Source organism: Burkholderia aenigmatica (assembly GCF_902499175.1).
GTDB classification, from domain to species: Bacteria; Pseudomonadota; Gammaproteobacteria; order Burkholderiales; family Burkholderiaceae; genus Burkholderia; species Burkholderia aenigmatica.
Genome location: NZ_CABVQC010000050.1, coordinates 16,122 through 39,387 on the forward strand (window position 1 = coordinate 16,122; position 23,266 = coordinate 39,387).

Consider the following 23,266-nt stretch of genomic DNA (forward strand, 5'->3'; position numbering starts at 1 on the left):
GTACCGTGCCACGCCGCGTGCAATCGACGCGTTACACGAAGCGTGCGCGAATGCGCTGTGCGAGCGCTTCGAGCGTCGCCGCGTCGGCGATCTCGCGCGCGTGCATCCGCAGCTCGGCGCCTTCCCAGCGCGGAATCACGTGGAAATGCACATGCGGAACCGTCTGGCCGGCTGCCGCGCCGTTGAACTGGCCGATGAACACGCCGTCCGGCTCGAGCGCCGCGCGCACCGCCGCCGCGACCCGCTGCGTCATGCGGATGCCGGCCGCGGCGCCGTCGCCGGACAACTCGAAGATCTGCGCGGCCGGCTCCTTCGGGATCACGAGCACGTGGCCGTCGGCCTGCGGCATCAGATCCATGATCGCGAGGGTCGCGTCGTCTTCCGCGACCTTCACGCACGGCAGTTCGCCGCGCAGGATTTTGGCGAACGGGTTGTTGTTGTCGTAGGACATGGCGTTTTCCGATAACGGTTGGACTGGGAGAGTAGGAAAGCGATGCCGGACGATTATCGGCCGATGGCGGGTCGGATTTCAACTTGTCAGGCCGAGTCCCCGTTGCGGCGAACAATGAACGCCGGCTCGCATGCAACGGGCGTAACAGAATGGAATATCCGGCCGTCGCCATCCGTTCATTTCGAGCGCGGGTTCGCGTGGCAAGCGCATGAGCACGATCGCGAACCCGCGCCGGACACCCGTCGGCTGCGCAGGCCGGCAGCCGGGATGACTGATCGCGATCATCAACCGGAGTCATGCCATGGACCCTCTCCCCTCCTGTCGCTCCCCCGCCGCGCCCGTCTTTGCGGTTGATCCGCCAGCCTTCGCGCGCGTCCGGCGCACGCTTGGGCACGCGCTATGCCGCGCGGTTTGCGGTGCCGGGCTGGTCGCGTTGTCGTCGGCTTTCGCGTGGGCCGGCGGCAACGACATCATCTTGCCGATTCCATCGTTCACCGCTTCGACGGTGCCCGCCAACGGCGATCTCAACCCATACGGCATCGCGTTCGTGCCGCGCGGCGTGCCGGCCTGGAGCACGCTGAAACCGGGCGACGTCGTCGTGTCCAACTTCAACGCGGCGTCGAACGCGCAAGGCACCGGCACGACGATCGTGAAGCTGACACCCGGCAAGACGCCGGCGACGACTTTCTTCCAGGGCAGCAATCTCGGCCTGACGACCGCGCTCGCGGTGCTGCGCAGCGGCTTCGTACTGGTCGGCAACGTCCCGACGCCGGACGGCAAGATCGTCACGCCACCGGGCTCGCTGCTCGTCATCGGCCCGCAAGGCAATCTCGTCACGCAACTCAGCAGCGCGGCGCTGCTCGACGGGCCGTGGGACATGACCGTGATCGATCGCGGCCAGCGCGTGACCGCGTTCGTGTCGAACGTGCTGAACGGAACGGTCTCACGCATCGAACTGGCAATCAGCGACAACGGCGTCACGATGCTGCCGGGCTCGCGCGTCATCGCGTCGGGCTACGTGAATCGAACCGATCCCAATGCGCTCGTCGTCGGCCCGACCGGCCTCGCGTACGACCCGAACATCGACGTGCTGTATGTCGCGTCCACCGGCGACAACGCGGTGTTCGCGATCCAGAACGCCGCGTCGACGAATCGCAACGGCGGCGTCGGACGGATGATCTACTTCGACGCGGCGCACCTGCACGGCCCGCTCGCGCTGGCGCTCGCACCGAACGGCCATCTCGTGACCGCGAACGGCGACGCGGTCAACGCCGACGCGCAGCAGCCGAGCGAGATCGTCGAATTCACGGTGGACGGACGTTTCGTCGCGCAAATGCAGGTCGACACCGCTGCGGGGGCCGCGTTCGGCCTTGCGTTCGGGCACGGCAGCAAAGGCCAGCTGCAATTCGCGGCCGTCGACGACAACACGAATACCGCGTCAGTCTGGACCCTGCGGTTCGACAACGACAACGCGCAGTGATGCGCCACCTGGACGGGCCGCGCGCGGCCCGTTCGACCTGGGCGATCGACACACACGATTCACACACGCCGGGCAACGTGCGCCCTGTCGACACCGCCCGGCGCCTCACGCGCCCGCGATTGCCACCGCCGGCCCGAACCTGCGACACTGCCGGTTCATGTTCTGCCTGCCGACAACCGAGGACGCTCGCGCATGACGATCCCCTTCAAGAAGCTGATCCTGCGCGGCGTCGCGCTCGCGGCCGTCGCCGCGATCGGCTACACGGGCACCATGCTGTCCCGGCTCGCGCCGATCGCGACCGGCTATGCGGCGAAGGCGCTGTGTTCCGGCGTGTACGTATCGGGCCGCCCGGCCGCGTCCGTGATCGACGTCGACATCATGGCCGGCGTGCATCCGCTGCTGAAACTGGTGCACCCGTCGATCGATCCCGATCATCATCGCGCGACAGCGACCTTCGCCGGCTTCGCCGAACGCGAAGCCGACTTCCGGCCTGGGCTCGGCTGCACGCTCGCGATCGGGCCGCCGTCCGGCGCGTTGCCGGCCGCGCTGCCGCCCCTCCCCGATCCGCCGCCCGTGCAGCCGGCACCGGCCACGCTGCCGGCCGGCATCGACGCGCACAAGCTGCAGACCGCGCTCGACCGCGCATTCGACGAGCCCGATCCGGCACGGCCGCGGCGCACGCGCGCGGTCGTCGTGATGTGGCGCGGCCAGGTGATCGCCGAACGCTATGCGCCCGGCTTCACGGCCGACACGCCGCTGCCCGGCTGGTCGATGACGAAGACCGTCACCGCCGCGCTGGTCGGCACGCTCGTCGCGCAGCACAAGCTGTCGCCCGATACGTCGGCGCTGCTGCCCGAATGGCGCGGCAGCGGCGATCCGCGCGCCGCCATCACGCTCGACGAGTTGCTGCGGATGACGAGCGGCCTGCAATTCAACGAGGACTACGACGACCCGCTGTCCGACGTCGCGTTGATGCTGTACGCGCAGCCCGATACCGCGCGGTTCGCGTCGGCCAAGCCGCTCGCCGCGACACCCGGCACGCGGTGGTCCTACTCGAGCGGCACGAGCGCGATCGTCGCGCGCGTGATGCGCGAAGCGCTGGGCGGCAGCGAGGACGACTACCTCGCGTTTCCGCGCCGCGCGCTGTTCGCGCCGCTCGGGATGCGCAGCGCGGTGTTCGAGCCCGATGCATCCGGCACGCTCGTCAGCCCGTCGTACATGTATGCGAGCGCGCGCGACTGGGCGCGCTTCGGCCAACTACTGCTGCAGGACGGCGTATGGGACGGGCAGCGGCTGCTGCCGGAAGGCTGGGTGCGCTACCTGACGCGCACGACGCCGCAGTCGGAGCGCCAGGAATACGGCGCGCAGCTGTGGGTCAAGGTGCCGGAGCCATTCAACGATCGCGATCCGCATGCGGTCGCGATGCCGGCCGACGCGTTTCATGCGGTCGGTCATGAAGGCCAGTTCGTCAGCGTGGTGCCGAGCCGTCAACTGGTGGTCGTGCGGCTGGGGCTGTCGCGGCCGGAATCGGCGTGGAACCACGAGGCGTTTCTCGCGCGCGTGCTCGACGCGGTGCCGGCGCCCGGCGCGTAAAAACGGGCCCGCGGGCCCGTGATGCCGGTCATGACGCGGACGCGGCGGCAATTGCCACGCCGCCGCACCGCGCGCTACCTGCGATGGATCACGGGTTCGCGCTGCCCGCGTACTTCTGGAAGCCTTCGCGCGTCGCGAGACGTTCGATATAGCGCGACACCGCCGGAAAATCCGGATGCTCGATCGGCGTGCCGAACCAGCGGTTCACCGACAGGCCGATCGGAATGTCCGCGAGCGTGAAGCCGTTGCCGGCCACGTACGCACCGGTCGCTTCGAGCTGCGCGTTCAGCACCTGCATGTGCTTCGTCCACCCCGCGATCGACTGCGCGATGCCGGCCGGATCCTGGTGATCGGGCGATTTCCGCACGAGGCCGAGGAACGCGCCGACCCACGAGCGGTTCAGGTCGGCACCCTGCCAGTCGATCCACTGATCGACCCGCGCGCGCGCCTGCGGCTCGGCCGGATACAGCGCGTCGCCGCCATAGCGGTTCGCGAGGTAGCGGATGATCGTGTTCGATTCCCAGAGCACGAAATCGTCGTCCTTGATGACGGGCACGAGACCGTTCGGATTCAGCGCGAGATAGGCCGGATCGTTGGTCGTACGGAAGCCCGCGCCCCAGTCCTCCTGTTCGAACGGCAGGTTCAGCTCGGTGCACAGCCACAGCACCTTGCGAACGTTGATGGACGGGATCTTGCCGAGGATGTGCAGCATGCAGTCTCCTTGTGAGGTCGGATGCGGAGCGTCCGGGACACACGACACGTCCCGAACGCGTTCACGCCGAGTTTATACGCGACCGCGGGGCAAACGACAGGCCGTCCGCGGAAAATCCGCATGCGGCCGATTCGTCAGGTCACGCAGCGCATGCTCGGCCGTCGGGAACCGGAACATGAATCCGTCCTGATGCAGCCGCGCCGGCATCACGCGCTGCCCGTCCAGCAGCAGCTCGGCCATCTCGCCCATCGCGATGCGCAGCGGCGCGGCCGGCACGTGCAGCCAGGCCGGGCGGTGCAGCACCTTCGACACGACCTGCACGAACTCGCGCTGGGTCAACGGCGCGGGGGCGACCGCGTTGTAGACGCCGCGCATGCCCGGGTTCGACATCGCACGCGCGATGATCCGCAGCACGTCGTCCCGGTGGATCCAGCTCATCACCTGCGTGCCGTCGCCGAATCGTCCGCCCATCCCGAAATAGTGCGGCAACAGCATCGAGCGCAACGCGCCGCCGGGGCCGAACACGACGCCCAGCCGCAGAACCACCGAGCGAATACCGTAGCGCTCGAGCGGCTGCGCGGACTGCTCCCACTGCCGGCACAGCTCGGACATGAAGCCGGTGCCGGCGCTGCTGCGCTCGTCGAGCCGCTCGTCGGCAGCACGCACGCCGTAGTAACCGATCGCCGACGCCTGGATCCACGTGCGCGGCTTGACTTCGGCGGTCTCGACCCAGCGCATCAGCGATTCCGTGACGCCGACCCGGCTGGCGAGCAGCACCGCCTGCCGGCGCTTGCTCCAGCGCGCGCCCAGCACCGGCGCCCCCGCGAGATTGATGACCGTGTCGAAACGCTCGTGCGGCTGCAGCTGTTCGACGGAGGTCACGCTGCGCACGCGGCCGTGAAACTGATAGGCCGCGCGCAGCGGATCGCGCGCCAGCAACGTGACCGTATGCCCCGCATCGAGCAGCCCGTTCACGAGGGTTTCGCCGATGAAGCCGGTTCCGCCGGTCACGAGCACGTTCCCCGGCAGTTGCCCCGCGAATGGGTTGGCGACCGGCGCGCGTCGTGCGATCCGGCAGGCCGCGATCCCGTCGCGGATCCCCGATACCGTCACGCCGACAGCAAAAAGGCTCAGCACCCAGCCGCGCCAGCCGAGGTCGAGCGCCTGCAGCGCGGTCGGCTCCTGCGCCCACGCGGCCAGCTGCATTGCGACCATTCCGAACAGCGCGCCGCCGTTGACGGCCAGCAGCGTGTGCAACACGCGCTCGGTTGACGGCAACTTGCGGCTCTGGTCCTCGACGACGAAATCCCACAACGTCAGCACCACCTCGACGACGACCACCGCCGCGAGGGCCGCGACCCACGCGCCGTGAAAGGCAACGTTCGCGATCGAGGCGAACACGAGACCGTAAAGCACGGAACGTACCGCGTGAATCGCCAGCTCGAGCCGCGCGCGCGGGCTGTGCGGCAGATCCTGCGTGAGTTCGTGGTGATAGAGCGTATCGAATGCGCCCATCGCGCCCTGCACGATCAGCAGGTTGAGCGCCCAGTCGTAAGCAGCCAAGGTGTTCATACGGCGTCCCTCCTCCAAAGCCAGACAAGCGGCGGCACCATCGCGACGAGTGCTGCCGCGTCGATCGCCACGTGGCCCGATACATGGGCCTGCAATGAAAACAGCATGTCCTGCGGCGCCCAGATCAGCAGGCCGGCCAGCAGCCATCCCCACACTTCCCGGCGGCGCAGCCGGTTGCCGAGGTGGACGAGCGCCAGCATCCAGACCGACGCGCATTGCACCGTCGCGCCGATCAGCGACATCCACCAGATCTGCTGTGCACGAGCGGCATCGGGCGCCGTTCCCGCCCAGAAGTGCAGCTCGATGACGCGGTGATACGCATCGAGCCATGGCGCGCCGGCAAGCCACGGAACGGCAATGCCGACGAGCAGGTGCGCGATCGCCGCGCAGTACATCCAGGTCACCACGATGCGGCGCGCAGCGTCACCGGCGGGACGATCCGCCGTGGGTTCGGCGGCACGGTCGCGACCGCTACCGCATGTCGCCCCGTCGCACTGCGCTTCGGCGTGGTAGCCGAGCCAGCGCGATACCGCATGCCGGTTGCGCGCGAAGCGGCGATACAGCGGCGCCAGCGCACTGCGGACGACCGGCACGCGAAGCAGCCCGACGAGCCAGCGGCGCCCGGTCAGCGCATGGGCGGCCAGGATGCTGTCCACGCCGGTCAGCATGCGTCCGTCGGGCAGACGCGCGTGCAGCTCGCGGTTCAGTGCGGGCAGATCGACGCCCAGCGGCGCGGGATCGAACCCCGGCGCGGCGATATCGACGAAAGCCAGCCGCTGCCGCGTATCGCGGGCGCCGAGACGATTGATCTCCGCCACGCATAACGGACATCGTCCATCGAAGTACAGCACCAGTTCATTTGAGTCCATGATTCGCATTCCTTCTTTTTTCTGCCGCATGCCTCATGAATCGATCGACTGCTTTCCGCCATGCCATACCACCACCCCCGCGCGGTGGACGGCGCGCTTACATCGGCTTGATCACCATCAGGAAGTAGACGGTCAGCATCGCGAAGAACGCCGGATAGCCGAGCAGTTCCCAGCGCTTCGCATAGCGCCAGTACCGTTCCGGCAACGCGGCAGCGCCGTTCACGTGCGCGAGCTTCGCCATCGAGGCCAGTTCGACCTGCAGCCACACGACCGGCAGCCAGCACGCGCCGGCGATCGCATACAGCACGATCGACGCGAGGAGCCACGGCGTATCCCACGGCCAGCCGGCCGTGTGCGCGAGCCAGAGCCCCGAGGCCGGCTGGAAGATCACGGCCGGCGTCGTGAACCACCAGTCCGCGCGCACCACGAGGCGCGACACGGCCGCGATCGCGGGTACCGAGCGCGTGCGGTTCGCAAAGAACAGGTAGAACGCGGTGCCGAACCCCGTGCCGACCAGCAGCACCGAAGACAGGATGTGAAGCGCCTTGATGACGAGATAGGTATTCATGCTTGGTCTTCTTCTGAAAAAAGGATCAACAGGATGGCGAGGATCGGCACGTTCTTGAGCACGGGGCCGAACGGTTCGGCGAGCAGGCCCGGCATCGTGACCGCGATGACCGCCGAATACGCGACGATCAGCACGGCTTGCGCGACCCACAGGCGGCGCGACGGCGCCACGACGGTCGCGATGCCGAACCCGAAGTCCAGCGCGCTGGCCGCATAGAGTGCGATCAGCGCAGGCAGCCCGGTCAGGTGCGCAGGCGCGAGCAGCGCGAGGCTCGCGTGCAGCGGATGGATGAACGCGCTGGCGATGGCGGTCCAGATCCACACAATCGCAAGCGCGCCGCGCAGCAGCGGGCGACGCCACATCGCGAGCGCGTCGCGACGCAGCGCGCCGGCTTCCGCGCCGACGAAGCCATCGATCCCGCGTGGCGGCCGACCCAGCATGGCCGTGGCAGCTGCCGGATCGCCGGTGTTCCCGCCGCGCAGCATCGTCCACGTGTCGCGCGTGAACATCGCGCCCGGCAGCCTGCCGAACAACGTGGCCGTCGCGCCGGCCAGCGGGCCCGGCAACGTCACGCGGGCAGCCGGCGGAAACCCCAGCGCGGCACGGTAGCGGGCCAGCATCTCGCGGTATTCGACTTCGTCGTTGCCGACCACGTCGATCACCGGGTTGCCCGCCGCCGGCGCATCGACGCATCGTGCGACGACTTCGGCGAGATCGTCGACGTGCACGGGGCGCAACCGCTGATGGCCGCCCGCCGGCAGCACGTGCACGGGCAGGCTCGCGAGCATCCGGAAAAACCGCGCCGACGCACCGTCCGTGCCGTAGACCAGCGCGGGACGCACGATCCGGAAGTCGATCGGCAGCGTCTGCAGGAAGCGGTCGGCTGCGACCTTGCTGGAGAAGTAGCGCGTATCGCCACGCTCGACGCCAAGCGCCGAGATCTGGATCACGCGCCGCACGCCGGCGCGGCAGCACGCGATGAAGAGTGCGCACGGCGCGGCGCGATGCACGGCGTCGAGCGTCGCGCCGCGTCGATCGGCGAGGATGCCGACCGCATTGATCACCACGTCGACGCCCGCCAGCCGCGCGAGCCACGCGTCGGGATCGATGTCCTTCGCGAAGTCGATCGCGACGTCGGACGGACCGGCCGCACGATGCACGCCGCGCAGCACGCGATGGCCGCCAGCTTCGAGCTGCGCGCACAGTGCCCGCCCGATGAAGCCGTTCGCGCCGCACACGAGGACGGTCATGCTGCGCGTACCGGTGCAGCCACGCAGGCTGGTCGACGGCAAGACAGTGTTCATTTTCATCCTCTATTTACAGTCATTTCTGTACAGACAGAAATAACAACCCCGAAAAAAGCGGGCTGTCTGCCCGCATTGCGTGCCCCGCTTACTTCGACGGCTTGCGCCTGACCGTCTGGCTGATCTTCGCACCGATGCCGAGCGCCTTCATCAGCGTATCGGGCTTGAGCCGCAGCATCTCGTCCGACCAGGTCGTGAGCGTCTCGACGAACTGCAGGGTGTCGCGGATGCGCTGCTCGGTCTCGCGGCTCTCGTTTGCGATCTCGGGATTCGTCAGGCAGTCGCGCAGCACCGTGAGCGTCGGCTCGATCTCGCGCTGGCGCCGCCCTTCGACGATCAGCTTGAACAGTTCCCAGATGTCGGTCGACGTCTCGAAGTGGTCGCGGCGGTCGCCCAGCACATGCACGACCTTCGCCAGCCGCCACGCCTGCAGCTCCTTCAGGCTCGTGCTGACGTTGGAGCGCGCCACGTTGAGCGTCTCGGCGATCTCGTCGGCCGCGATCGGCCGGCCGGCCAGATAGAGCAGCGCGTGGATCTGCGAGACGGTGCGGTTGACGCCCCACCGCGAGCCCATTTCGCCCCAGTGGAGAATGAATCGTTCGGCAATCGGTGTGAGTTCCATGTCGTGCAATTTAGGCATTTCAGTTATTTCTGTCAAGAGAGAAATAACCGGACGATCCGCCAGGTTCCGGCGGCGTCCGCCCGCGATCTGCCGCATCCTTTACAATGCGCGGGATTTTCCCGAATTCAGGCCGTTTCTGCCTTTCAGACAAGAGGTTCCCATGATCATCAAACCGCGCGTGCGTGGCTTCATCTGCGTGACGACTCATCCGGTCGGCTGCGAAGCCAACGTCAAGGAACAGATCGACTACGTGACTTCGCACGGCCCGATCGCCAACGGCCCGAAAAAGGTGCTCGTGATCGGCGCGTCGACCGGCTACGGCCTCGCCGCCCGGATCTCGGCCGCCTTCGGCTCGGACGCGGACACGCTCGGCGTGTTCTTCGAGCGCGCCGGCAGCGAAACGAAGCCGGGCACGGCCGGCTGGTACAACAGCGCCGCATTCGAGAAATTCGCCGCCGAAAAGGGGCGCTATGCGCGCAGCATCAACGGCGACGCATTCTCCGACAAGGTCAAGCAGATCACGATCGACACCATCAAGCAGGATCTCGGCAAGGTCGATCTCGTCGTCTACAGCCTCGCGGCACCGCGCCGCACGCACCCGAAGACGGGCGAAACCATCAGCTCGACGCTCAAGCCGATCGGCAAGACGGTCACGTTCCGCGGCCTCGACACCGACAAGGAAGTGATCCGCGAGGTCACGCTGGAACCGGCCACGCAGGAAGAGATCGACGGCACCGTCGCCGTGATGGGCGGCGAGGACTGGCAGATGTGGATCGACGCGCTCGATGAAGCCGGCGTGCTGGCCGACGGCGCGAAGACCACCGCGTTCACGTATCTCGGCGAGCAGATCACGCACGACATCTACTGGAACGGCTCGATCGGCGAAGCGAAGAAGGATCTCGACAAGAAGGTGCTGTCGATTCGCGACAAGCTGTCCGCGCACGGCGGCGACGCGCGCGTGTCGGTGCTGAAGGCCGTCGTCACGCAGGCAAGCTCGGCGATCCCGATGATGCCGCTGTACCTGTCGCTGCTGTTCAAGACGATGAAGGAAGCCGGCACGCACGAAGGCTGCATCGAGCAGGTGTACGGCCTGTTCAAGGACAGCCTGTATGGCGCGAAGCCGCACGTCGACGAAGAAGGCCGCCTGCGCGCGGACTACAAGGAGCTCGATCCGCAGGTGCAGGCGAAGGTCAGCGCGCAGTGGAACCACGTGACGAACGACAACCTGTACGAACTGACCGACTTCACCGGCTACAAGACCGAGTTCCTGCGGCTGTTCGGCTTCGAGATCGCCGGCGTCGACTACGACGCGGACGTGAGCCCGGACGTGAAGATCCCGGGCATCATCGACACCACCGCCTGACGGTACGGCCCGCCGCCCACGCTGCGCGTGCAGCGGAGGCGGCGGGTGCGAGATTCCGGCGGCGTCAACGCGGCGCCGGTTCTTCCAGATAGACGCCCGACGACAGCGTGGCCTTCACCTGCCGCGTGAACTCGTCGGTCGACACTTCTTCCTCCCCCGCTTCGATCGCTTCGTACGCCTGGCGCACGACGTCGGCCGGCGTCGCCTTCGGCACGTCGAGGCCGGCCGTCAGGTCGGTATCGATGAAGCCGGCATGCAGCCCGACGACCTGCGTGCGCTGCTCGCGCAGCGAATGGCGCAGGCCGTTGGTCAGCGCCCATGCGGCCGATTTCGACACGCCGTAGCCCGCCAGGATCGGCCGGTTCACCCAGCTTGCGACGGACAGGATGTTCAGGATCGCGCCGCCGCCATTCCCGGCGAGGATGCCCGCGAACGCGCGCGACATCGCCAGCATCCCGAATACGTTGGTTTCGAAGTGATCGCGCAACGCGTCCTCCGCGCCTTCGTCCGTCAGGCTGCCGAGCCGCGCGATGCCCGCGTTGTTGATCAGCAGCGTGACGTCGCGTGCGGCATCGGCTGCCGCGGCGACGGCCGCCGGATCGGTCACGTCGAGCTTCACCGGCACGACGCCCGGCAACGTCACGGTGGCCGGATCGCGCGCCGCCGCGTACACCTTGCGCGCCCCTCTCGCGAGCGCCTGCTTCGCAAACTCGAGCCCGAGCCCGCGGTTTGCACCCGTGACGAAAACGACTGCCCCTTCGATCTTCATGTTCGTTCCTTTCGCGTGATGAATCGCATGCGCGCCGGCTCGCCGCGCGCGTGAGATCCGGTGGAAAACCAGGCTGCCATTGCTTGTCGAACCGTTGCGCCGCCGGGCGGTGGACGGTGAACGTTCCGCTGCCCTTCCTGCCCCTGCCGCGCCAAAGACGCCGACCGATTGCCATCCGATGTTCCGGCCTTGGCTTTGCACCCTCCGCCAAGTCGGCTACACTCAATGTCAATGTCGATCACCCTTGTCTTTGCGATGCATTGTGTTCGCGCAATTCGGGCATGTCAATGGTGATCACCATTGTGTTTTCCAATCGACGCAATCGGCAAAAAAAGGGGTGGATCGATGGGTGTGTCAAGACAGCAGGCTGCCGAGAACCGGAGCGCGATCGTCGCGGCCGCCGAGCGGCTGTTCCGCGTGCGCGGCGTCGACGCAGTGGGGCTCACGGAGCTGATGAAGGAAGCCGGCTTCACGCAGGGCGGCTTCTACAACCACTTCAAGTCGAAAGACGCGCTGGTCGCCGAGGTAATGGAAAAGGCGATGCAGGACCGCGCGGATTCGCCGAACGCCAGCAGTCTCGATGCGCAGGTGGCGCTGTACCTGTCGGCCGCGCATCGCGACAACGTCGAAGCCGGATGCCCGTTGTCGGGTTTCGCGGGCGATGCGCCGCGACTGACCGATGCGGCGCGGGCGTGCTATGCGCACGGCCTCGCCACCTATCTCGACCGGCTGGAACGGATGGTGGCCACGGAAGGCGCGACGCCGGCGCAGACGCGCCGCGACGCGATCGCGGTCTTCAGCCAGATGGTCGGCGCGCTCGTGCTGTCGCGCGCGATTGCGGGCACCGATCCCGCGCTGGCAGACGAAATCCTCGCAGCAGGGCGGGACACGCTCGTCGCCGGACGGGACGATCCGGGCGCATCGGCTTAGTCGCGCCAGAACGTCACGGCGCGTCGGCCCGCGCGGCCTGAGCGGCGTGTTGGCGTGCCGACGTGCGCGGCGGTATTGCCGCGTCCTGCCGCGCTATTCGACGCCCCGTGCGGCATCCCACAACGGCTGCGCACCGCGCCCCGCATTCCAGGCGGCAAAACGCGTGCGCCACGATTCGAACGGCTCCGCCAGCGGGTGGCGCGGATCGTCGCTGAGCGAATACGCCATCCCTTCGATCAGCCAGCGCGGCTTGGTCACGACGGCCAGGTTGCCGAGCACTTCCGCCTGCCGGTGATGGATCAGCTCGTGCGCGAGAAAGTAGGTCTGCCAGCCGCGCGGCGCGACGACCACGCCGAAATTCCCGAGCGTCAGCGCCGCGCGCTGGCCGACGCCGAATGCATCGGCGCACGCGCGCGTCGAACAGAACACGACGCGCGGCGCCGCCTGGAACGGGCCGACGGCCGCCGCCGCGCGCGCATAGCCGTCGCGATAGAGCTGCCGCGCGTCGTCGAGCTTCGCGGCATCGTCCGTGCAGAGATCGGCGCTCGGGCACGACACGCCGGGAACCAGCGCGGGCGCGACGACGCGCAGCGGCTTGACGAGCGCATACGCGGCAATCGGCAGCGCGACGAGCAGGCCCGTGAGGGCGAAAGCGGCATAGGAGCGTTTCATCGAGGCGGCGGTTCCGGGGCAATCCGTTGATGTTTTCCTGCGTGAATATATCGGACTGGCGACGTCACCGGCCCTGTTTCATTCACGGCCGAAACCCGACGGACGGCCTGGGCTCGCCACGACTGGCGAGACGTTCCGGCGCTCGCCATCGCGATCTATCCCTCTGTCCACATAAAGACCTTTTACGACCTAATTGCGCCTGAATAATATATTGGACGCATTACCGGGCGCACCGCATCCTTGCCCTCTACCGGCTCGCAACGGCCGCACGACCAGGACAGGACATGAACGGAAACGAACGGCTCGCCGGCATCGGCTACGGATTGCTCGCGGCGCTCATCTGGGGCGGTTTCCCGGTCGTCACGCGCCTCGGCGTCACGCACTCGGCCCTCGATGCGTACGACATCGCGTTCATTCGCTTCGTCGTCTCCGGCACACTGCTGCTGCCCGTCCTGCTGCGCCGCGGCCTCGGCACGCTGCGCCCGGCGTCGGTCGCGCTGATGGTCGCCGGCGCCGGCGCGCCCTACATCCTGACCGTCGCGGCGGCGTTGAGCCGTGCGCCGGTCGGCTACTTCGCGCTGACGCCGGGCAGCATGATCGCGTTCACGGCCATCCTCGGCAGGCAGATCGCGCACGAGCGGCTGAGCACCGCGCAGGTCGCCGGCATCGTCACGATCCTGGCCGGCATCACGCTGGCCGCGTCCGATGCGCTGCGCGGTGCGATCGGGTTGCCGGCTCTCACGCTGTTCATGCTCGGCGGCCTGCTGTGGGCCGTCTATAACGTCACGACGAAACGCGCCGGCGCCAGTGCGCTGCACGCGACGGCCGTCGTGTCGGTCGGCTCCGCGGTGCTCTACTGCCCGCTCTATCTCGCCGTGCGCGGCGGCGCCGTGCTGCAGGCGCCGGTCGCGGCGATCGCCACGCAGGCGATCTACCAGGGCGTGCTGATGTCGGTGCTGGCGCTCTACTGCTTCAGCCGGGCCGTCGTCGCACTCGGCCCGGCGATCGGCGCGACCTTCGCCGCGCTGATGCCGCTGCTCGCCACGCTCGAAGCCATGCTGCTGCTCGGCGAACGGCCGCACGCGCCGGCGCTCGCGGGCATCGCGATCGTCACGGCCGGGATGGGGTTGAGTCTCGTCAGCCGGTGGCGAATGGGCGATGCGCCGGCCATCCGGCGGCCGAACTCCGCTGCAAACGGCTGAACCGAGCCCTGCCCATCAGGCGACGTGCCTCGTGCTCGTGTCGCCGGCATCCGTCGTCCGGCGGCTCCAGCGCCTGCCCAGTAACAGGAGCGCGACGCCGGACACGAACAGGATCGCCTCGACCAGCACCGTCTCGACATGCCAGTACCGCGTCAGCAGCACGGCAACGAGGTCGAACATGAAATGGAGCGCAATCGCATACGCGAGCCAGCGTTTCGTCCCGCGCACGAACGTCTGCAGCACGATCAGCGACAGCCCGACATGCGCGGCCAGCGCGCTCGCGCGTTCGAGCAGCGCGAGCAACGGCGATGCGAGCGTCATGCCCGCGAACTGCGACCCGATCAGCGACTGCACGCCCTCGGGCACCACGACGCCCGCGTGCGCGAGCAGATAACCCGTGCCGAGCGCGAGAAACCCGACGCCGACCAGCAACATCGCCTCCAGCCCGCCGTGCCCGAGCCCGAGCATCACGGCCGCGGGCGCGTCATGCCGCTTCGGCAGCAGATACTGGAACGCGACCCAGCGCCCGCCCTCCTCGAAGAGCCCGGCCGTCAGCGCCGCGAACACGAGCATCGGCAGGTGCCAGCGCGGATCGTGCGCGAGCCAGCGGTACAGCGGAATCTGCCACGACATGCGCAATACCGGCTGGAACACGAAGAAGGTCAGCATGCCGTAGAAAAACACGCGCCACGGCACCTGCGTGCGGCGCCGCCACGCGGCCGCGAGCCACGCAGGCGCGAGCAGCGCGGCGAAACCGGCCGCGAGCGTGAGGAACAGGAGCGCCGGCGCAACGGGATGCACGGCGCGCCCGGTTACGCGAGCTGCTTGTGGAAATACGTGGTCGCGCAGAGCGTGCCGTCGGGCATCAACGCAAAGTTCGGCACGACACCGACGCGCTGCCAGCCGGCCCGCTCGTACAGCCGCTCGGCATCGCCGCCCGTCACCGTGTCGAGCACGAGCACGGTCTTGCCGGCGTCGCGCGCGGCCGCGTCGGCCGCCGCCATCAGCCGCGCGGCGATGCCCTGCCGGCGCGCATGCCGCGACACGAGCATCTTCGAGATATCCGCGCGATGCGGCTGGTTCTCGGGCTGCGCGGTCACGACCTGCACGGTGCCGAGGATCCGGCCGGCCGCATCCTCGGCAATGAGCAGGATGCGCTCGCCGTTCGCGACGCCGTCGGCGACGCGGGTCCAGAACGCGACGGCGGTCGGCCTGGCGATCGGCAACATGAAGCTGACGGATGCACCGCCCTCGACGCAATCGATCAGCACGTCGGCCAGCGCATCGACGCAGGTCATCGCTTCGCCCGCGTCGACGCGGCGGACGGTAACGGATTCGGTCATGCCATCTCCGGTAGTCAGATAGGCCGCACGCGCAGGTTCGGCGTGCGCCCGGATCGGAAGGAACCCCGGCCGGCCGTCGCGGCTCGCGCAACGGCGGCAGGCGCGCGGCGACGCCGCGCCCGGTCGGCGCGTGTTACCGCCCCAACATCCTACGCGACGAAAATTTCCGTTGCATCGCCGTTCAGCTCCCCTATACTTAGCCACATGGCTAACTTTCAACCCGGCATCAGCGACGTCTTCCACGCCCTCGCCGATCCGACGCGCTGCGCGATCGTCAGTGCGCTCGGCCACGGCGAACGGACCGTCTCCGCGCTGGCCGCGCCGTTCGACATGGCGCTGCCGTCGTTCATGAAGCACGTCGCGGTGCTCGAGCGCAGCGGCCTCGTGCAGACCCGGAAAGCCGGCCGCTCGCGCACCTGCACGCTGGTCGGTAGCCGGCTGAGCGAGGCCGAGGCATGGCTCGTCGAGCAGCGCGCGCTGTGGGAAGCCCGATCCGATCGTCTCGTTGAATTCGTCGAACGCCGTTACCAGGAGGAGCAAGATGTCCGCAAGCCCCGTCGAACCCGTTGAAACCCTCGATCTCGTCATCACGCGCACGCTGCGCGCGCCGCGCCACGCGCTGTGGCGCGCGTGGACCGACCCCGAACTGCTGAAGGAATGGTGGTGCCCGAAACCGTGGACCACCGAAGTGCGCGCGTTCGACCTGCGGCCGGGCGGCGCCTTCCACACGTTCATGCGCGGCCCCGACGGCGGCACGAGCGACAATCCCGGCTGCTTCCTCGAGATCGTGCCCGAATCGCGTATCGCGTTCACGTCGATGCTCGCGGGCGGCTGGCGCCCGCAGGCGCCGTGGATGGGCTTCACGGCGATCATCACGATGGCCGACGACGATGCGGGCAGCCGCTACGAAGCACGCGTGATGCATCCGGACGCCGCGACACGCGAGCGTCATGAAGCACTCGGCTTCTTCGAGGGCTGGAACACCTGCATCACCCAGCTCGACGCCTTCGCGGCCACGCTGCGCTGAGCGCGGCCGCGTGTGCGGTCATTGCATGCCGCCTCCCGCGCGCCTAGGATTCCTGAAGGAAGCATGACGACACGCCGGCCTCCGGCGTGCACCGTCGCGCGCGCTCCGCGGGAGGCAACATGTTGCACACGCACACGCATTCGACCCGGGTCAGCCGGCACCTGAACGCCCCGCGCGGGCGCGTCTACCGCGCGTTGCTCGATCCGCACGCGGTCGAGCAATGGAAGGTGCCCGACGGCATGACGTGCCGCGTGCATGCGTACGACGCGCGTGAAGGCGGCGCGCTGCGCGTGTCGCTGAGCTACGACGCGCCGTCGGCCGGCACCGGCAAGACCGCCGCGCACACCGATACCTATCACGGCCGCTTCGTCACGCTCGTGCCGGACGAGCAGATCGTCGAGATCGACGTGTTCGAGACCGACGATCCGATGCTGCGCGGCGCGATGACGATCACGATCACGCTGTCCGACGAAGCGGGCGGCACGCGCGTCGACGCCGTGCACGACGGGGTGCCGCCCGGCGTGCCGGCCGCCGACAACGAGACCGGCTGGCAAATGGCACTGGCGAGACTCGCGGCGCTGGTGGAGGCCGCGTAGCGGCCGTTCGTGCCGGCGGCGGGTGCGATGCGGCAGCGCAAAGCGCCGCCGCGTGCGACACTGGCCCGCACCCTATCCATCCGGACCCGCACGAGGAGACGCTCGCGATGAACGCCGCACGCACCGCCACCTGGTATTTCGATTTCGTTTCGCCGTTCGCCTATCTGCAGCAGGAACGGTTCGACCGGCTCCCACCGGCCGCCGCGTTCGAGCCGCGGCCCATCGTGCTCGGCGCACTGCTTGCGCACTGGGGCCAGAAAGCACCGGCCGAGATCGCGGCGAAACGCGTCTTCACCTATCGCCACGCGCAATATCGCGCGGACAAGCTCGGCATTCCGTTCCGGATGCCGCCCGCGCATCCGTTCAATCCGATCAAGCCGCTGCGCCTCGCGATCGCGATGGGCAACTCGCCCGACGCGATCCGGCGGATCTTCCGGCATATCTGGCGCGACGGCCAGGACGTATCGACACCAGAAGGCTTCGCCGCGCTGTGCGAAGCCGTCGGCTTTCCGGAAGGCGTGACGGCCGTCGACGCCCAGCCGGTGAAGGACGCGCTGCGCGCGAACACCGATGATGCGATCACGCACGGCGTATTCGGCGTGCCGACCTTCGAACTCGACGGCGACCTGTTCTGGGGCGAGGACGCGACCGACATGTTCGCCGACTGCGCGACGTCGCGCGCGTGGCTCGATTCGCCCGAGGTGCGCCGCATCAGCGCGCTGCCCGAAGGGATCCGGCGCGGCTGACGGCGTCGCAGCCGCGCGGCGCTCGCGGCGCATTCCGCATCCCGCGTCAGGCGTCGCGCCCTTCGACGAGCCCCGGCACGGCCTCCCGCATCATCGCAGCAAACCGCACGAGCCGCGACGGATAGAACTGCGCATGCGGGTAGGTCAGGTAGACGGGCAGCGGCGCGGCCTGCCACGCGGGCGCGAGATGGACGAGTTCACCACGCGCGAGGTGGTCGGCCAGCATCCATGACGAGCCGACGCACGCGCCCACGCCCAGCAGCGCCGCGCTGCGCAGCGCGTACAGGTTCGCGGTCGTGAAGCGCGGGCGGATCGCAATGCGCCGCGTCTCGCCCGTGACCGAATGCGTGAGCGCCAGCTCGGTGCGGTAGTACGTGCGCAGCGACAGCCACGGCAACGCGGCCAGCGCGTCAGGGCCGGCCGGCACGTCCGCACCATTCAGCACGGACGGTGCGGCAACCACGAAGCGCGGCACCTTCGAGAGCCGGATCGCGACGACGGCCGGATCGGTCGGCTCGCCCACCTGGATCGCGCAATCGATGCCGCTGCCGACGAAATCCCGCACTTCGTCCTGCAGCAACCATTCGACCGACACGCGCGGATAGTCGCGCAGGAACCGCGCGATCGGCGCGACGAAACGCTCCTGGCCGAACGCGTGCGGCACCGCGACCCGCAACAGCCCGTCAGGCTCCTCCTGTGCACCGCGCAGATCGGCCTCGAACGCCGCCCAGTTCGCCAGCAACTCCTTCGCGCGCTTGAAGCAGCGCTCGCCGTCGACGGTCAGCCGCATCGTGTGCGTCGTGCGCTGCAGCAGCCGCATGCCGAGCGAGCGCTCGAGCGCCTGCAGCCGCCGGCTGATCGTCGGCTGCGTCGTATTCAGTTGCGCGGCAGCGGCCGACAGACTGCCGGCCTCAACTATGCGCACGAAGGTTTCCATCAGCTCGAAACGATAGCCGGCGCCGTCCACCGGCACCGCCCGAACGCGCGAAGACCCGCCAGCAGCACGGGAGAAGGGGGATTTTTCGGTCATGCGTGAAGCGTATAACAAATCTGCGCAGGGCGGCACTACCGTGGCCGGCCGCGTGCCGCCACACTCGCGTCCATCCCTTCATCGCACCCAGGATGCACGCCATGTCCACCCCGTCCCGTCTCGATGCCGCGCCCCGCGCGGAACACGCCCCGGCCCACCCGGCCGCCCATTCGATGCCCGATCGCCGGCTCGTGCTGCTGCTCGCCGCCGCCGCGGGCCTCGGCGTCGCGCCGCTCTACTACGCGCAGCCGATGCTCGGCGCGCTCGGGCCCGATCTCGGCGCGTCGGCGCGCGCGATCGGCTTCGTCCCGACGCTCACGCAGTTGGGTTATGCGCTCGGCATCCTGCTGCTCGCGCCGCTCGGCGACCGCTTCGACCGCCGCCGCGTGATCGTGACCAAGGCCGCGACGCTGGTCGTCGCGCTGCTGCTCGCCGCCATCGCACCGTCGCTCGGGCTGCTGCTCGCGGCGAGCTTCGCGATCGGCCTCGCCGCGACGATGGCGCAGGACGTCGTGCCGGCCGCTGCGACGCTCGCGCACGACGCGCATCGCGGCCGCATCGTCGGCACGGTGATGACGGGGCTGCTGCTCGGCATCCTGCTGTCGCGGGTCGTGGCCGGGTTCGTTGCCGAGACGGCCGGCTGGCGCGCAATGTTCGCACTCGCGGCCGCCAGCGTCGCCGCGATTGGCGTCGTGGCCGCGCGCGGGCTGCCGCACTTCGAGCCGACCTCGCGCCTGCCGTATCGCGCACTGATCGGGTCGCTCGGCGCGCTGTGGCGCCAGCATCCGGCGCTGCGCCGCGCCGCGCTCGCGCAGGGGCTGCTCGCCATCGGGTTCAGCGCGTTCTGGTCCACGCTTGCGGTGATGCTGCACGGTGCACCGTTCCACCTCGGCAGCGCAGCAGCGGGCGCGTTCGGCCTCGCGGGCGCCGCCGGCGCACTGGCCGCGCCGATCGCCGGGCGCCTGGCCGACCATCACGGCCCCGAGCACGTCACGCGCTTCGGCATCGGCATCGCGACGGTGTCGTTCGCGTCGATGGCCGCCGCGCCGCTGATGTCGCCGCATGCGCAGCTCGTGCTGCTCGCGGTCGCGACGATCGGCTTCGATCTCGGCGTGCAGGCCACGCTGATCGCACACCAGGCAATCGTCTACCGGATCGACCCCGCGTCGCGCAGCCGCCTCAACGCGGTGCTGTTCGTCGGCATGTTCATCGGGATGGCGGCCGGCGCCGCGATCGGCAGTTTGTTGCTCGCGCAACTGGGCTGGAATGCGGTGACCGCGCTGGCTGTCGTCACGTCGCTGGCCGCGCTCGCCGTGCGGATCTGGCGCAACTGAATTTCCGCATCGCACGCACCTGGCGGGCAGGCCCACAGGGCTAGCCCGCCTTTTCTTTTATTTTCGACCGGCGCACGCATGACGCTGCGCAACCTGGCAGATTCGTGCGCATCCGGCACGAAAAGCATCCATCCCGTGCAAGGTCCGCACCGGCTCGAACGAATGTCCAGTTCAACCAATTATTTTTCCGGCAGCCTTGCGCGTCGATGCAAAACGTCGGACGAATCGGATGCGCCCCGCCACACGGCGCTCACCCATCCGGCCCCACCGCTCGGCCCCGTTTTATCAGGGGATTCCCGGTATTTTTTCGCATTTTCTTCGAAATAACGGGTGACATACTTGCCCCCCGTTGCGCTCCGGTACGAGCGCGCTTTTCGATCCTGCCGGCCGCATGTCATGCGCTGAGCGTCCGCCCGGGTCGCACAGAACATGAACGATTTCGACACCACAATCCAGATCTTCCTCACCCACATCACGTTCGGCCCATTGATGAATCACGCGATCCGCGTGATCGCGGGCCTGTACACGTTCAAGGGCTTCGTGCTCATTCCCGTGCTGTGCTGGCTGTGGTTCCAGCCGGGCCCGAACCGCGAGCGGCAGCGCGAGCTGGTCGTCGCGACGATCGCGAGCGGCCTCATCGCGCTCGCGTTCGGCCGGTTGCTCGCACACGTGCTGCCGTTCCGCGTGCGGCCGATCTACAACCCCGACCTGCACCTGCATTTCCCGTCGGCAGGATTGCGAGCGGCCACGCTGCAGGCATGGAGTTCGTTTCCGAGCGATCACGCGATGCTGTGGATGGCGATCGCCACCGGCATCTTCATCATCGCGCGCCGCGTCGGCGTGTTCGCGCTGCTGTATGCGGTGGTGTTCATCTGCGTGCCGCGCGCCTATCTCGGCTTTCATTACCCGACCGACCTGATCGCGGGCGCCGCGATCGGCATCGCGCTCGCGTGGCTGCTGACGCGCGACACGATCCGCTCGCGCTTCGCGCCGCAGGTGCTGGCGATGATCCGGCGCTTCCCCGCACCCGCCTATACGCTCGCGTTCCTGCTGTGCTTTGAGCTGATCACGCAGTTCGACGAACTGCTGACGCTCGCGCAGTCGGCCACCCACACGATGTGACGGGGAGACGCCGCGATGCTGCCGCTGCTTTCGTTCCGCCGCCGCCCCGGCACGCGCTGCCGGCCATGCGCGGCAACCGCGCGCCGCGCGACGGCCGTGCCGATCAGTCGCGATCGGGCGCACCCAGCGGAAAGAACGAGCGATACGGCCGCGCCTCGTCGACCGCGCGCGCGAACGACGGCCGCGCCAGCAGACGCTTGCGGTACGCGATCACGTTCGCGAACGATGGATCGATCCGGTGTGTCCAGTCCGCGTAGAACAGGAACGGCGCCGCGCCGCAGTCGGCGAGGCTGAAGCGGTCGCCGGCCGCCCATTCGCGATCGGCCATCTTCTGGTCCAGCCACGCATAAGACGTGTCGAGCATCGCACGCGCATCGGCGACACCGCGCGCGTCGCGCTCGGCTTCCGGCCGCAGCGCGTCGAACACGACTTTCTGCTGCGGCGTCGACACGTAGTTGTCGAAGAAGCGATCCATCATCCGCACCTCGAGCGCCGCGTGCGGATCGTCGGGCAGCAGCCGCACGGGGCCCGGATGGTTCAGGCCGAGATACTCGATGATGATCGACGCCTCGACCACCGTGCGGCCGGCATCGACGAGCACCGGAAAGCGCTTCAGCGGCCACAGCGCGGTCAGTTCCTGCATCGGCTTCGGATCGTCGTGCGCGAGCACGCGATACGCGAACGGCGTGCCGTTCTCGTACAGCGCGGTCAGCACCTTCTGGCAGTAGGACGAAAAGGGATGGGCGTAAAGCGTCGGCATCATCGTACGGTCTCTCAGGGTTTCGGCACCGCGTGATGCGGCACCACGTGATCGGATACCTTGACGACGAACGGCACCCGGCCGTTTCGACAGCGATCCGGATTTTTTTTGGCGCGACTCACTCGGGCCGTTACGACCGGCCGTCCATCACGACACGCCCTTCGGCACGCCAGCGCAGCATCCCGCCGCCGAGATTCGCCACCGTGTCGAAGCCGGCCTTCAGCAGAATGACGGTCGCCTGCGCGGATCGCCCGCCGGCCCGGCACACGGTCACGACCGGCCGGTCGCGCGCGATCTCGCCGGCGCGCGCAGCCAGTTCGCCGAGCGGAATCGGCGTCGCGCCGGGCAGGTGGCCGAGCGGGCCCGTGAATTCGTCCGGCTCGCGCACGTCGACGACCTGCACCGCCGGCAGATGATCCTCGAGCCATTGCGGATCGATTTCCCAGAACCCGGCGAACGTATAGACGAGCGGCGCCCAGTCGGGCGCCGCCTGCACATCGGGCGCATTCGCGGCAACGCCGCACTGCAGGTTCGCCGGCACCGCGACGTCGATCTGGCGCGGGTGCGCGAGCCCGAGGTTGCGCATGTAGCCCGCGAAATCGTCTTCGCTCAAATCGCCGCCGAGGCGCGGATTGAAACGCCGCTCCTCGCCGACGCTCGTCACCGTGAGCCCGCGATAGTCGTGCGCCGGATACAGCAGGCACGCGGCCGGCAGCGTGAAGAGCCGGCCGTGCACCGCGCGATACAGCGCACGCGGGTCGCCTTGCTGGAAATCGGTGCGACCGGTGCCGCGAATCAGCAGGCAATCGCCGGTGAACGCCATCGATTCGTCGTCGAGTACGAGGCTGATGCAGCCGTTCGTGTGGCCAGGTGTTGCGCGCACGGTCAGGTAGCGCGCGCCGAACGCGCAGCGGTCGCCGTCGTTCAGATAGCGATCGGCGCCTTGCGCGCCGCTCGTGGCCGAGATCGCGATCGTGCTGCCCGTGCGCTGCTTCAGCAGCCACGCGCCCGTCACGTGGTCGGCGTGCACGTGCGTATCGACGGTCGCAACGAGCTGCAGCCCGAGCTCGTCGAGCAGCGCCGCGTCGCGGCGCACCTGCTCGAACACGGGATCGATCAGCAGCGCTTCGCGCGACGCGCGGTCGGCGAGCAGGTACGTGTACGTCGACGATTGCGGGTCGAACAGTTGCCGGAAGATCAT

Annotated in this window: 26 protein-coding genes; 12 read left to right on the forward strand and 14 right to left on the reverse strand. The window is 68.5% G+C overall.

All coding sequences use genetic code 11. The annotated features are described in order from the left end of the window. Nucleotides 1-31: 31 nt before the first annotated feature. Complete coding sequence (locus tag BDO18943_RS29165) at nt 32-451, reverse strand: HIT family protein (protein WP_175024993.1); 420 nt, start codon at nt 449-451, stop codon at nt 32-34. Nucleotides 452-752: 301 nt separating this feature from the next. On the opposite strand from BDO18943_RS29165, the gene BDO18943_RS29170 reads away from it, so the two are divergent. Next, nucleotides 753-1,931, forward strand: a complete 1,179-nt coding sequence (locus BDO18943_RS29170) for an NHL repeat-containing protein (protein ID WP_235996217.1) — start codon at nt 753-755, stop codon at nt 1,929-1,931. A gap of 192 nt (nt 1,932-2,123) precedes the next feature. Further along, nucleotides 2,124-3,524 (forward strand): serine hydrolase domain-containing protein, encoded by a 1,401-nt coding sequence (locus BDO18943_RS29175; protein ID WP_175024994.1) that lies wholly within the window; start codon nt 2,124-2,126, stop codon nt 3,522-3,524. A gap of 88 nt (nt 3,525-3,612) precedes the next feature. Here the strand turns inward: BDO18943_RS29175 and BDO18943_RS29180 are convergent, their stop codons facing one another. The 6 genes from BDO18943_RS29180 to BDO18943_RS29205 all read right to left on the reverse strand — a co-directional run bounded on the left by BDO18943_RS29180 (nt 3,613) and on the right by BDO18943_RS29205 (nt 9,171). After that, nucleotides 3,613-4,236, reverse strand: a complete 624-nt coding sequence (locus BDO18943_RS29180; protein WP_175024995.1) for a glutathione S-transferase family protein — start codon at nt 4,234-4,236, stop codon at nt 3,613-3,615. A 72-nt stretch (nt 4,237-4,308) separates the two neighbouring features. Beyond that, on the reverse strand, nt 4,309-5,808 hold the full coding sequence (locus BDO18943_RS29185; RefSeq protein ID WP_175024996.1) for a TIGR01777 family oxidoreductase: 1,500 nt from the start codon (nt 5,806-5,808) through the stop codon (nt 4,309-4,311). After that, the gene (locus tag BDO18943_RS29190) at nt 5,805-6,677 is read right to left on the reverse strand and encodes a thiol-disulfide oxidoreductase DCC family protein (protein WP_175024997.1); all 873 of its coding nucleotides are present in this window, start codon (nt 6,675-6,677) and stop codon (nt 5,805-5,807) included. Before BDO18943_RS29190 ends, BDO18943_RS29185 begins: the two co-directional genes overlap by 4 nt. Nucleotides 6,678-6,774: 97 nt before the next feature. Further along, nucleotides 6,775-7,245, reverse strand: a complete 471-nt coding sequence (locus BDO18943_RS29195; RefSeq protein ID WP_175024998.1) for a DUF2269 family protein — start codon at nt 7,243-7,245, stop codon at nt 6,775-6,777. After that, nucleotides 7,242-8,549 carry an SDR family oxidoreductase gene (locus BDO18943_RS29200; protein ID WP_407649898.1) on the reverse strand — a complete coding sequence of 436 codons (1,308 nt, stop codon included), beginning with the start codon at nt 8,547-8,549 and terminating at the stop codon, nt 7,242-7,244. Before BDO18943_RS29200 ends, BDO18943_RS29195 begins: the two co-directional genes overlap by 4 nt. An 88-nt stretch (nt 8,550-8,637) precedes the next feature. Further along, on the reverse strand, nt 8,638-9,171 hold the full coding sequence (locus BDO18943_RS29205) for a GbsR/MarR family transcriptional regulator (RefSeq protein WP_011353812.1): 534 nt from the start codon (nt 9,169-9,171) through the stop codon (nt 8,638-8,640). 160 nt (nt 9,172-9,331) lie between these two features. Here BDO18943_RS29205 and fabV point away from each other — a divergent pair, with 160 nt between their 5' ends. Next, nucleotides 9,332-10,534 carry an enoyl-ACP reductase FabV gene (gene fabV, locus BDO18943_RS29210; protein WP_175024999.1) on the forward strand — a complete coding sequence of 401 codons (1,203 nt, stop codon included), beginning with the start codon at nt 9,332-9,334 and terminating at the stop codon, nt 10,532-10,534. Between the two features lie 64 nt (nt 10,535-10,598). On the opposite strand, the gene BDO18943_RS29215 is transcribed toward fabV, so the two are convergent. Continuing rightward, nucleotides 10,599-11,303, reverse strand: a complete 705-nt coding sequence (locus BDO18943_RS29215; protein WP_175025000.1) for an SDR family oxidoreductase — start codon at nt 11,301-11,303, stop codon at nt 10,599-10,601. 345 nt (nt 11,304-11,648) lie between these two features. On the opposite strand from BDO18943_RS29215, the gene BDO18943_RS29220 reads away from it, so the two are divergent. Then, a complete protein-coding gene (locus BDO18943_RS29220) occupies nt 11,649-12,233 on the forward strand; it encodes a TetR/AcrR family transcriptional regulator (protein WP_175025001.1) in 585 nt (194 codons plus the stop codon). A gap of 93 nt (nt 12,234-12,326) precedes the next feature. On the opposite strand, the gene BDO18943_RS29225 is transcribed toward BDO18943_RS29220, so the two are convergent. Next, nucleotides 12,327-12,905, reverse strand: coding sequence for a hypothetical protein (locus BDO18943_RS29225; protein ID WP_175025002.1), 579 nt, complete (start codon nt 12,903-12,905; stop codon nt 12,327-12,329). A gap of 284 nt (nt 12,906-13,189) precedes the next feature. Between BDO18943_RS29225 and BDO18943_RS29230 the strand changes: the two genes are divergently transcribed. Then, the gene (locus BDO18943_RS29230) at nt 13,190-14,107 is read left to right on the forward strand and encodes a DMT family transporter (protein WP_175025003.1); all 918 of its coding nucleotides are present in this window, start codon (nt 13,190-13,192) and stop codon (nt 14,105-14,107) included. 15 nt (nt 14,108-14,122) lie between these two features. Here the strand turns inward: BDO18943_RS29230 and BDO18943_RS29235 are convergent, their stop codons facing one another. Continuing rightward, nucleotides 14,123-14,908, reverse strand: coding sequence for a YhfC family intramembrane metalloprotease (locus BDO18943_RS29235; protein ID WP_175025004.1), 786 nt, complete (start codon nt 14,906-14,908; stop codon nt 14,123-14,125). An 11-nt stretch (nt 14,909-14,919) separates the two neighbouring features. After that, nucleotides 14,920-15,450 carry a GNAT family N-acetyltransferase gene (locus BDO18943_RS29240; RefSeq protein ID WP_175025005.1) on the reverse strand — a complete coding sequence of 177 codons (531 nt, stop codon included), beginning with the start codon at nt 15,448-15,450 and terminating at the stop codon, nt 14,920-14,922. 204 nt (nt 15,451-15,654) lie between these two features. Here BDO18943_RS29240 and BDO18943_RS29245 point away from each other — a divergent pair, with 204 nt between their 5' ends. The 4 genes from BDO18943_RS29245 (at nt 15,655) to BDO18943_RS29260 (ending at nt 17,819) form a co-directional block, all read left to right on the forward strand. Further along, nucleotides 15,655-16,020, forward strand: coding sequence for an ArsR/SmtB family transcription factor (locus tag BDO18943_RS29245; RefSeq protein WP_175025006.1), 366 nt, complete (start codon nt 15,655-15,657; stop codon nt 16,018-16,020). Further along, entirely contained in the window at nt 15,992-16,477 is a 486-nt protein-coding gene (locus BDO18943_RS29250) for an SRPBCC family protein (RefSeq protein ID WP_175025007.1), read from the forward strand. Before BDO18943_RS29245 ends, BDO18943_RS29250 begins: the two co-directional genes overlap by 29 nt. A 119-nt stretch (nt 16,478-16,596) precedes the next feature. Continuing rightward, nucleotides 16,597-17,073, forward strand: a complete 477-nt coding sequence (locus tag BDO18943_RS29255; protein WP_175025008.1) for an SRPBCC family protein — start codon at nt 16,597-16,599, stop codon at nt 17,071-17,073. Between the two features lie 107 nt (nt 17,074-17,180). Further along, the gene (locus BDO18943_RS29260) at nt 17,181-17,819 is read left to right on the forward strand and encodes a 2-hydroxychromene-2-carboxylate isomerase (protein ID WP_175025009.1); all 639 of its coding nucleotides are present in this window, start codon (nt 17,181-17,183) and stop codon (nt 17,817-17,819) included. Between the two features lie 46 nt (nt 17,820-17,865). Here BDO18943_RS29260 and BDO18943_RS29265 read toward each other — a convergent pair whose 3' ends face one another. Further along, nucleotides 17,866-18,849, reverse strand: coding sequence for a LysR family transcriptional regulator (locus BDO18943_RS29265; protein WP_175025010.1), 984 nt, complete (start codon nt 18,847-18,849; stop codon nt 17,866-17,868). A gap of 101 nt (nt 18,850-18,950) precedes the next feature. Here BDO18943_RS29265 and BDO18943_RS29270 point away from each other — a divergent pair, with 101 nt between their 5' ends. From BDO18943_RS29270 to BDO18943_RS29280, 3 genes are all read left to right on the forward strand, one after another. Beyond that, entirely contained in the window at nt 18,951-20,183 is a 1,233-nt protein-coding gene (locus BDO18943_RS29270; RefSeq protein WP_175025011.1) for an MFS transporter, read from the forward strand. A gap of 78 nt (nt 20,184-20,261) precedes the next feature. Beyond that, on the forward strand, nt 20,262-20,510 hold the full coding sequence (locus tag BDO18943_RS29275; RefSeq protein WP_175025012.1) for a hypothetical protein: 249 nt from the start codon (nt 20,262-20,264) through the stop codon (nt 20,508-20,510). A gap of 102 nt (nt 20,511-20,612) precedes the next feature. Further along, complete coding sequence (locus BDO18943_RS29280) at nt 20,613-21,305, forward strand: phosphatase PAP2 family protein (protein WP_175025013.1); 693 nt, start codon at nt 20,613-20,615, stop codon at nt 21,303-21,305. Nucleotides 21,306-21,408: 103 nt separating this feature from the next. Here BDO18943_RS29280 and BDO18943_RS29285 read toward each other — a convergent pair whose 3' ends face one another. Further along, nucleotides 21,409-22,068, reverse strand: coding sequence for a glutathione S-transferase family protein (locus BDO18943_RS29285; RefSeq protein WP_175025014.1), 660 nt, complete (start codon nt 22,066-22,068; stop codon nt 21,409-21,411). 127 nt (nt 22,069-22,195) lie between these two features. Further along, nucleotides 22,196-23,266, reverse strand: coding sequence for a rhodanese-like domain-containing protein (locus BDO18943_RS29290; protein ID WP_175025015.1), 1,071 nt, complete (start codon nt 23,264-23,266; stop codon nt 22,196-22,198).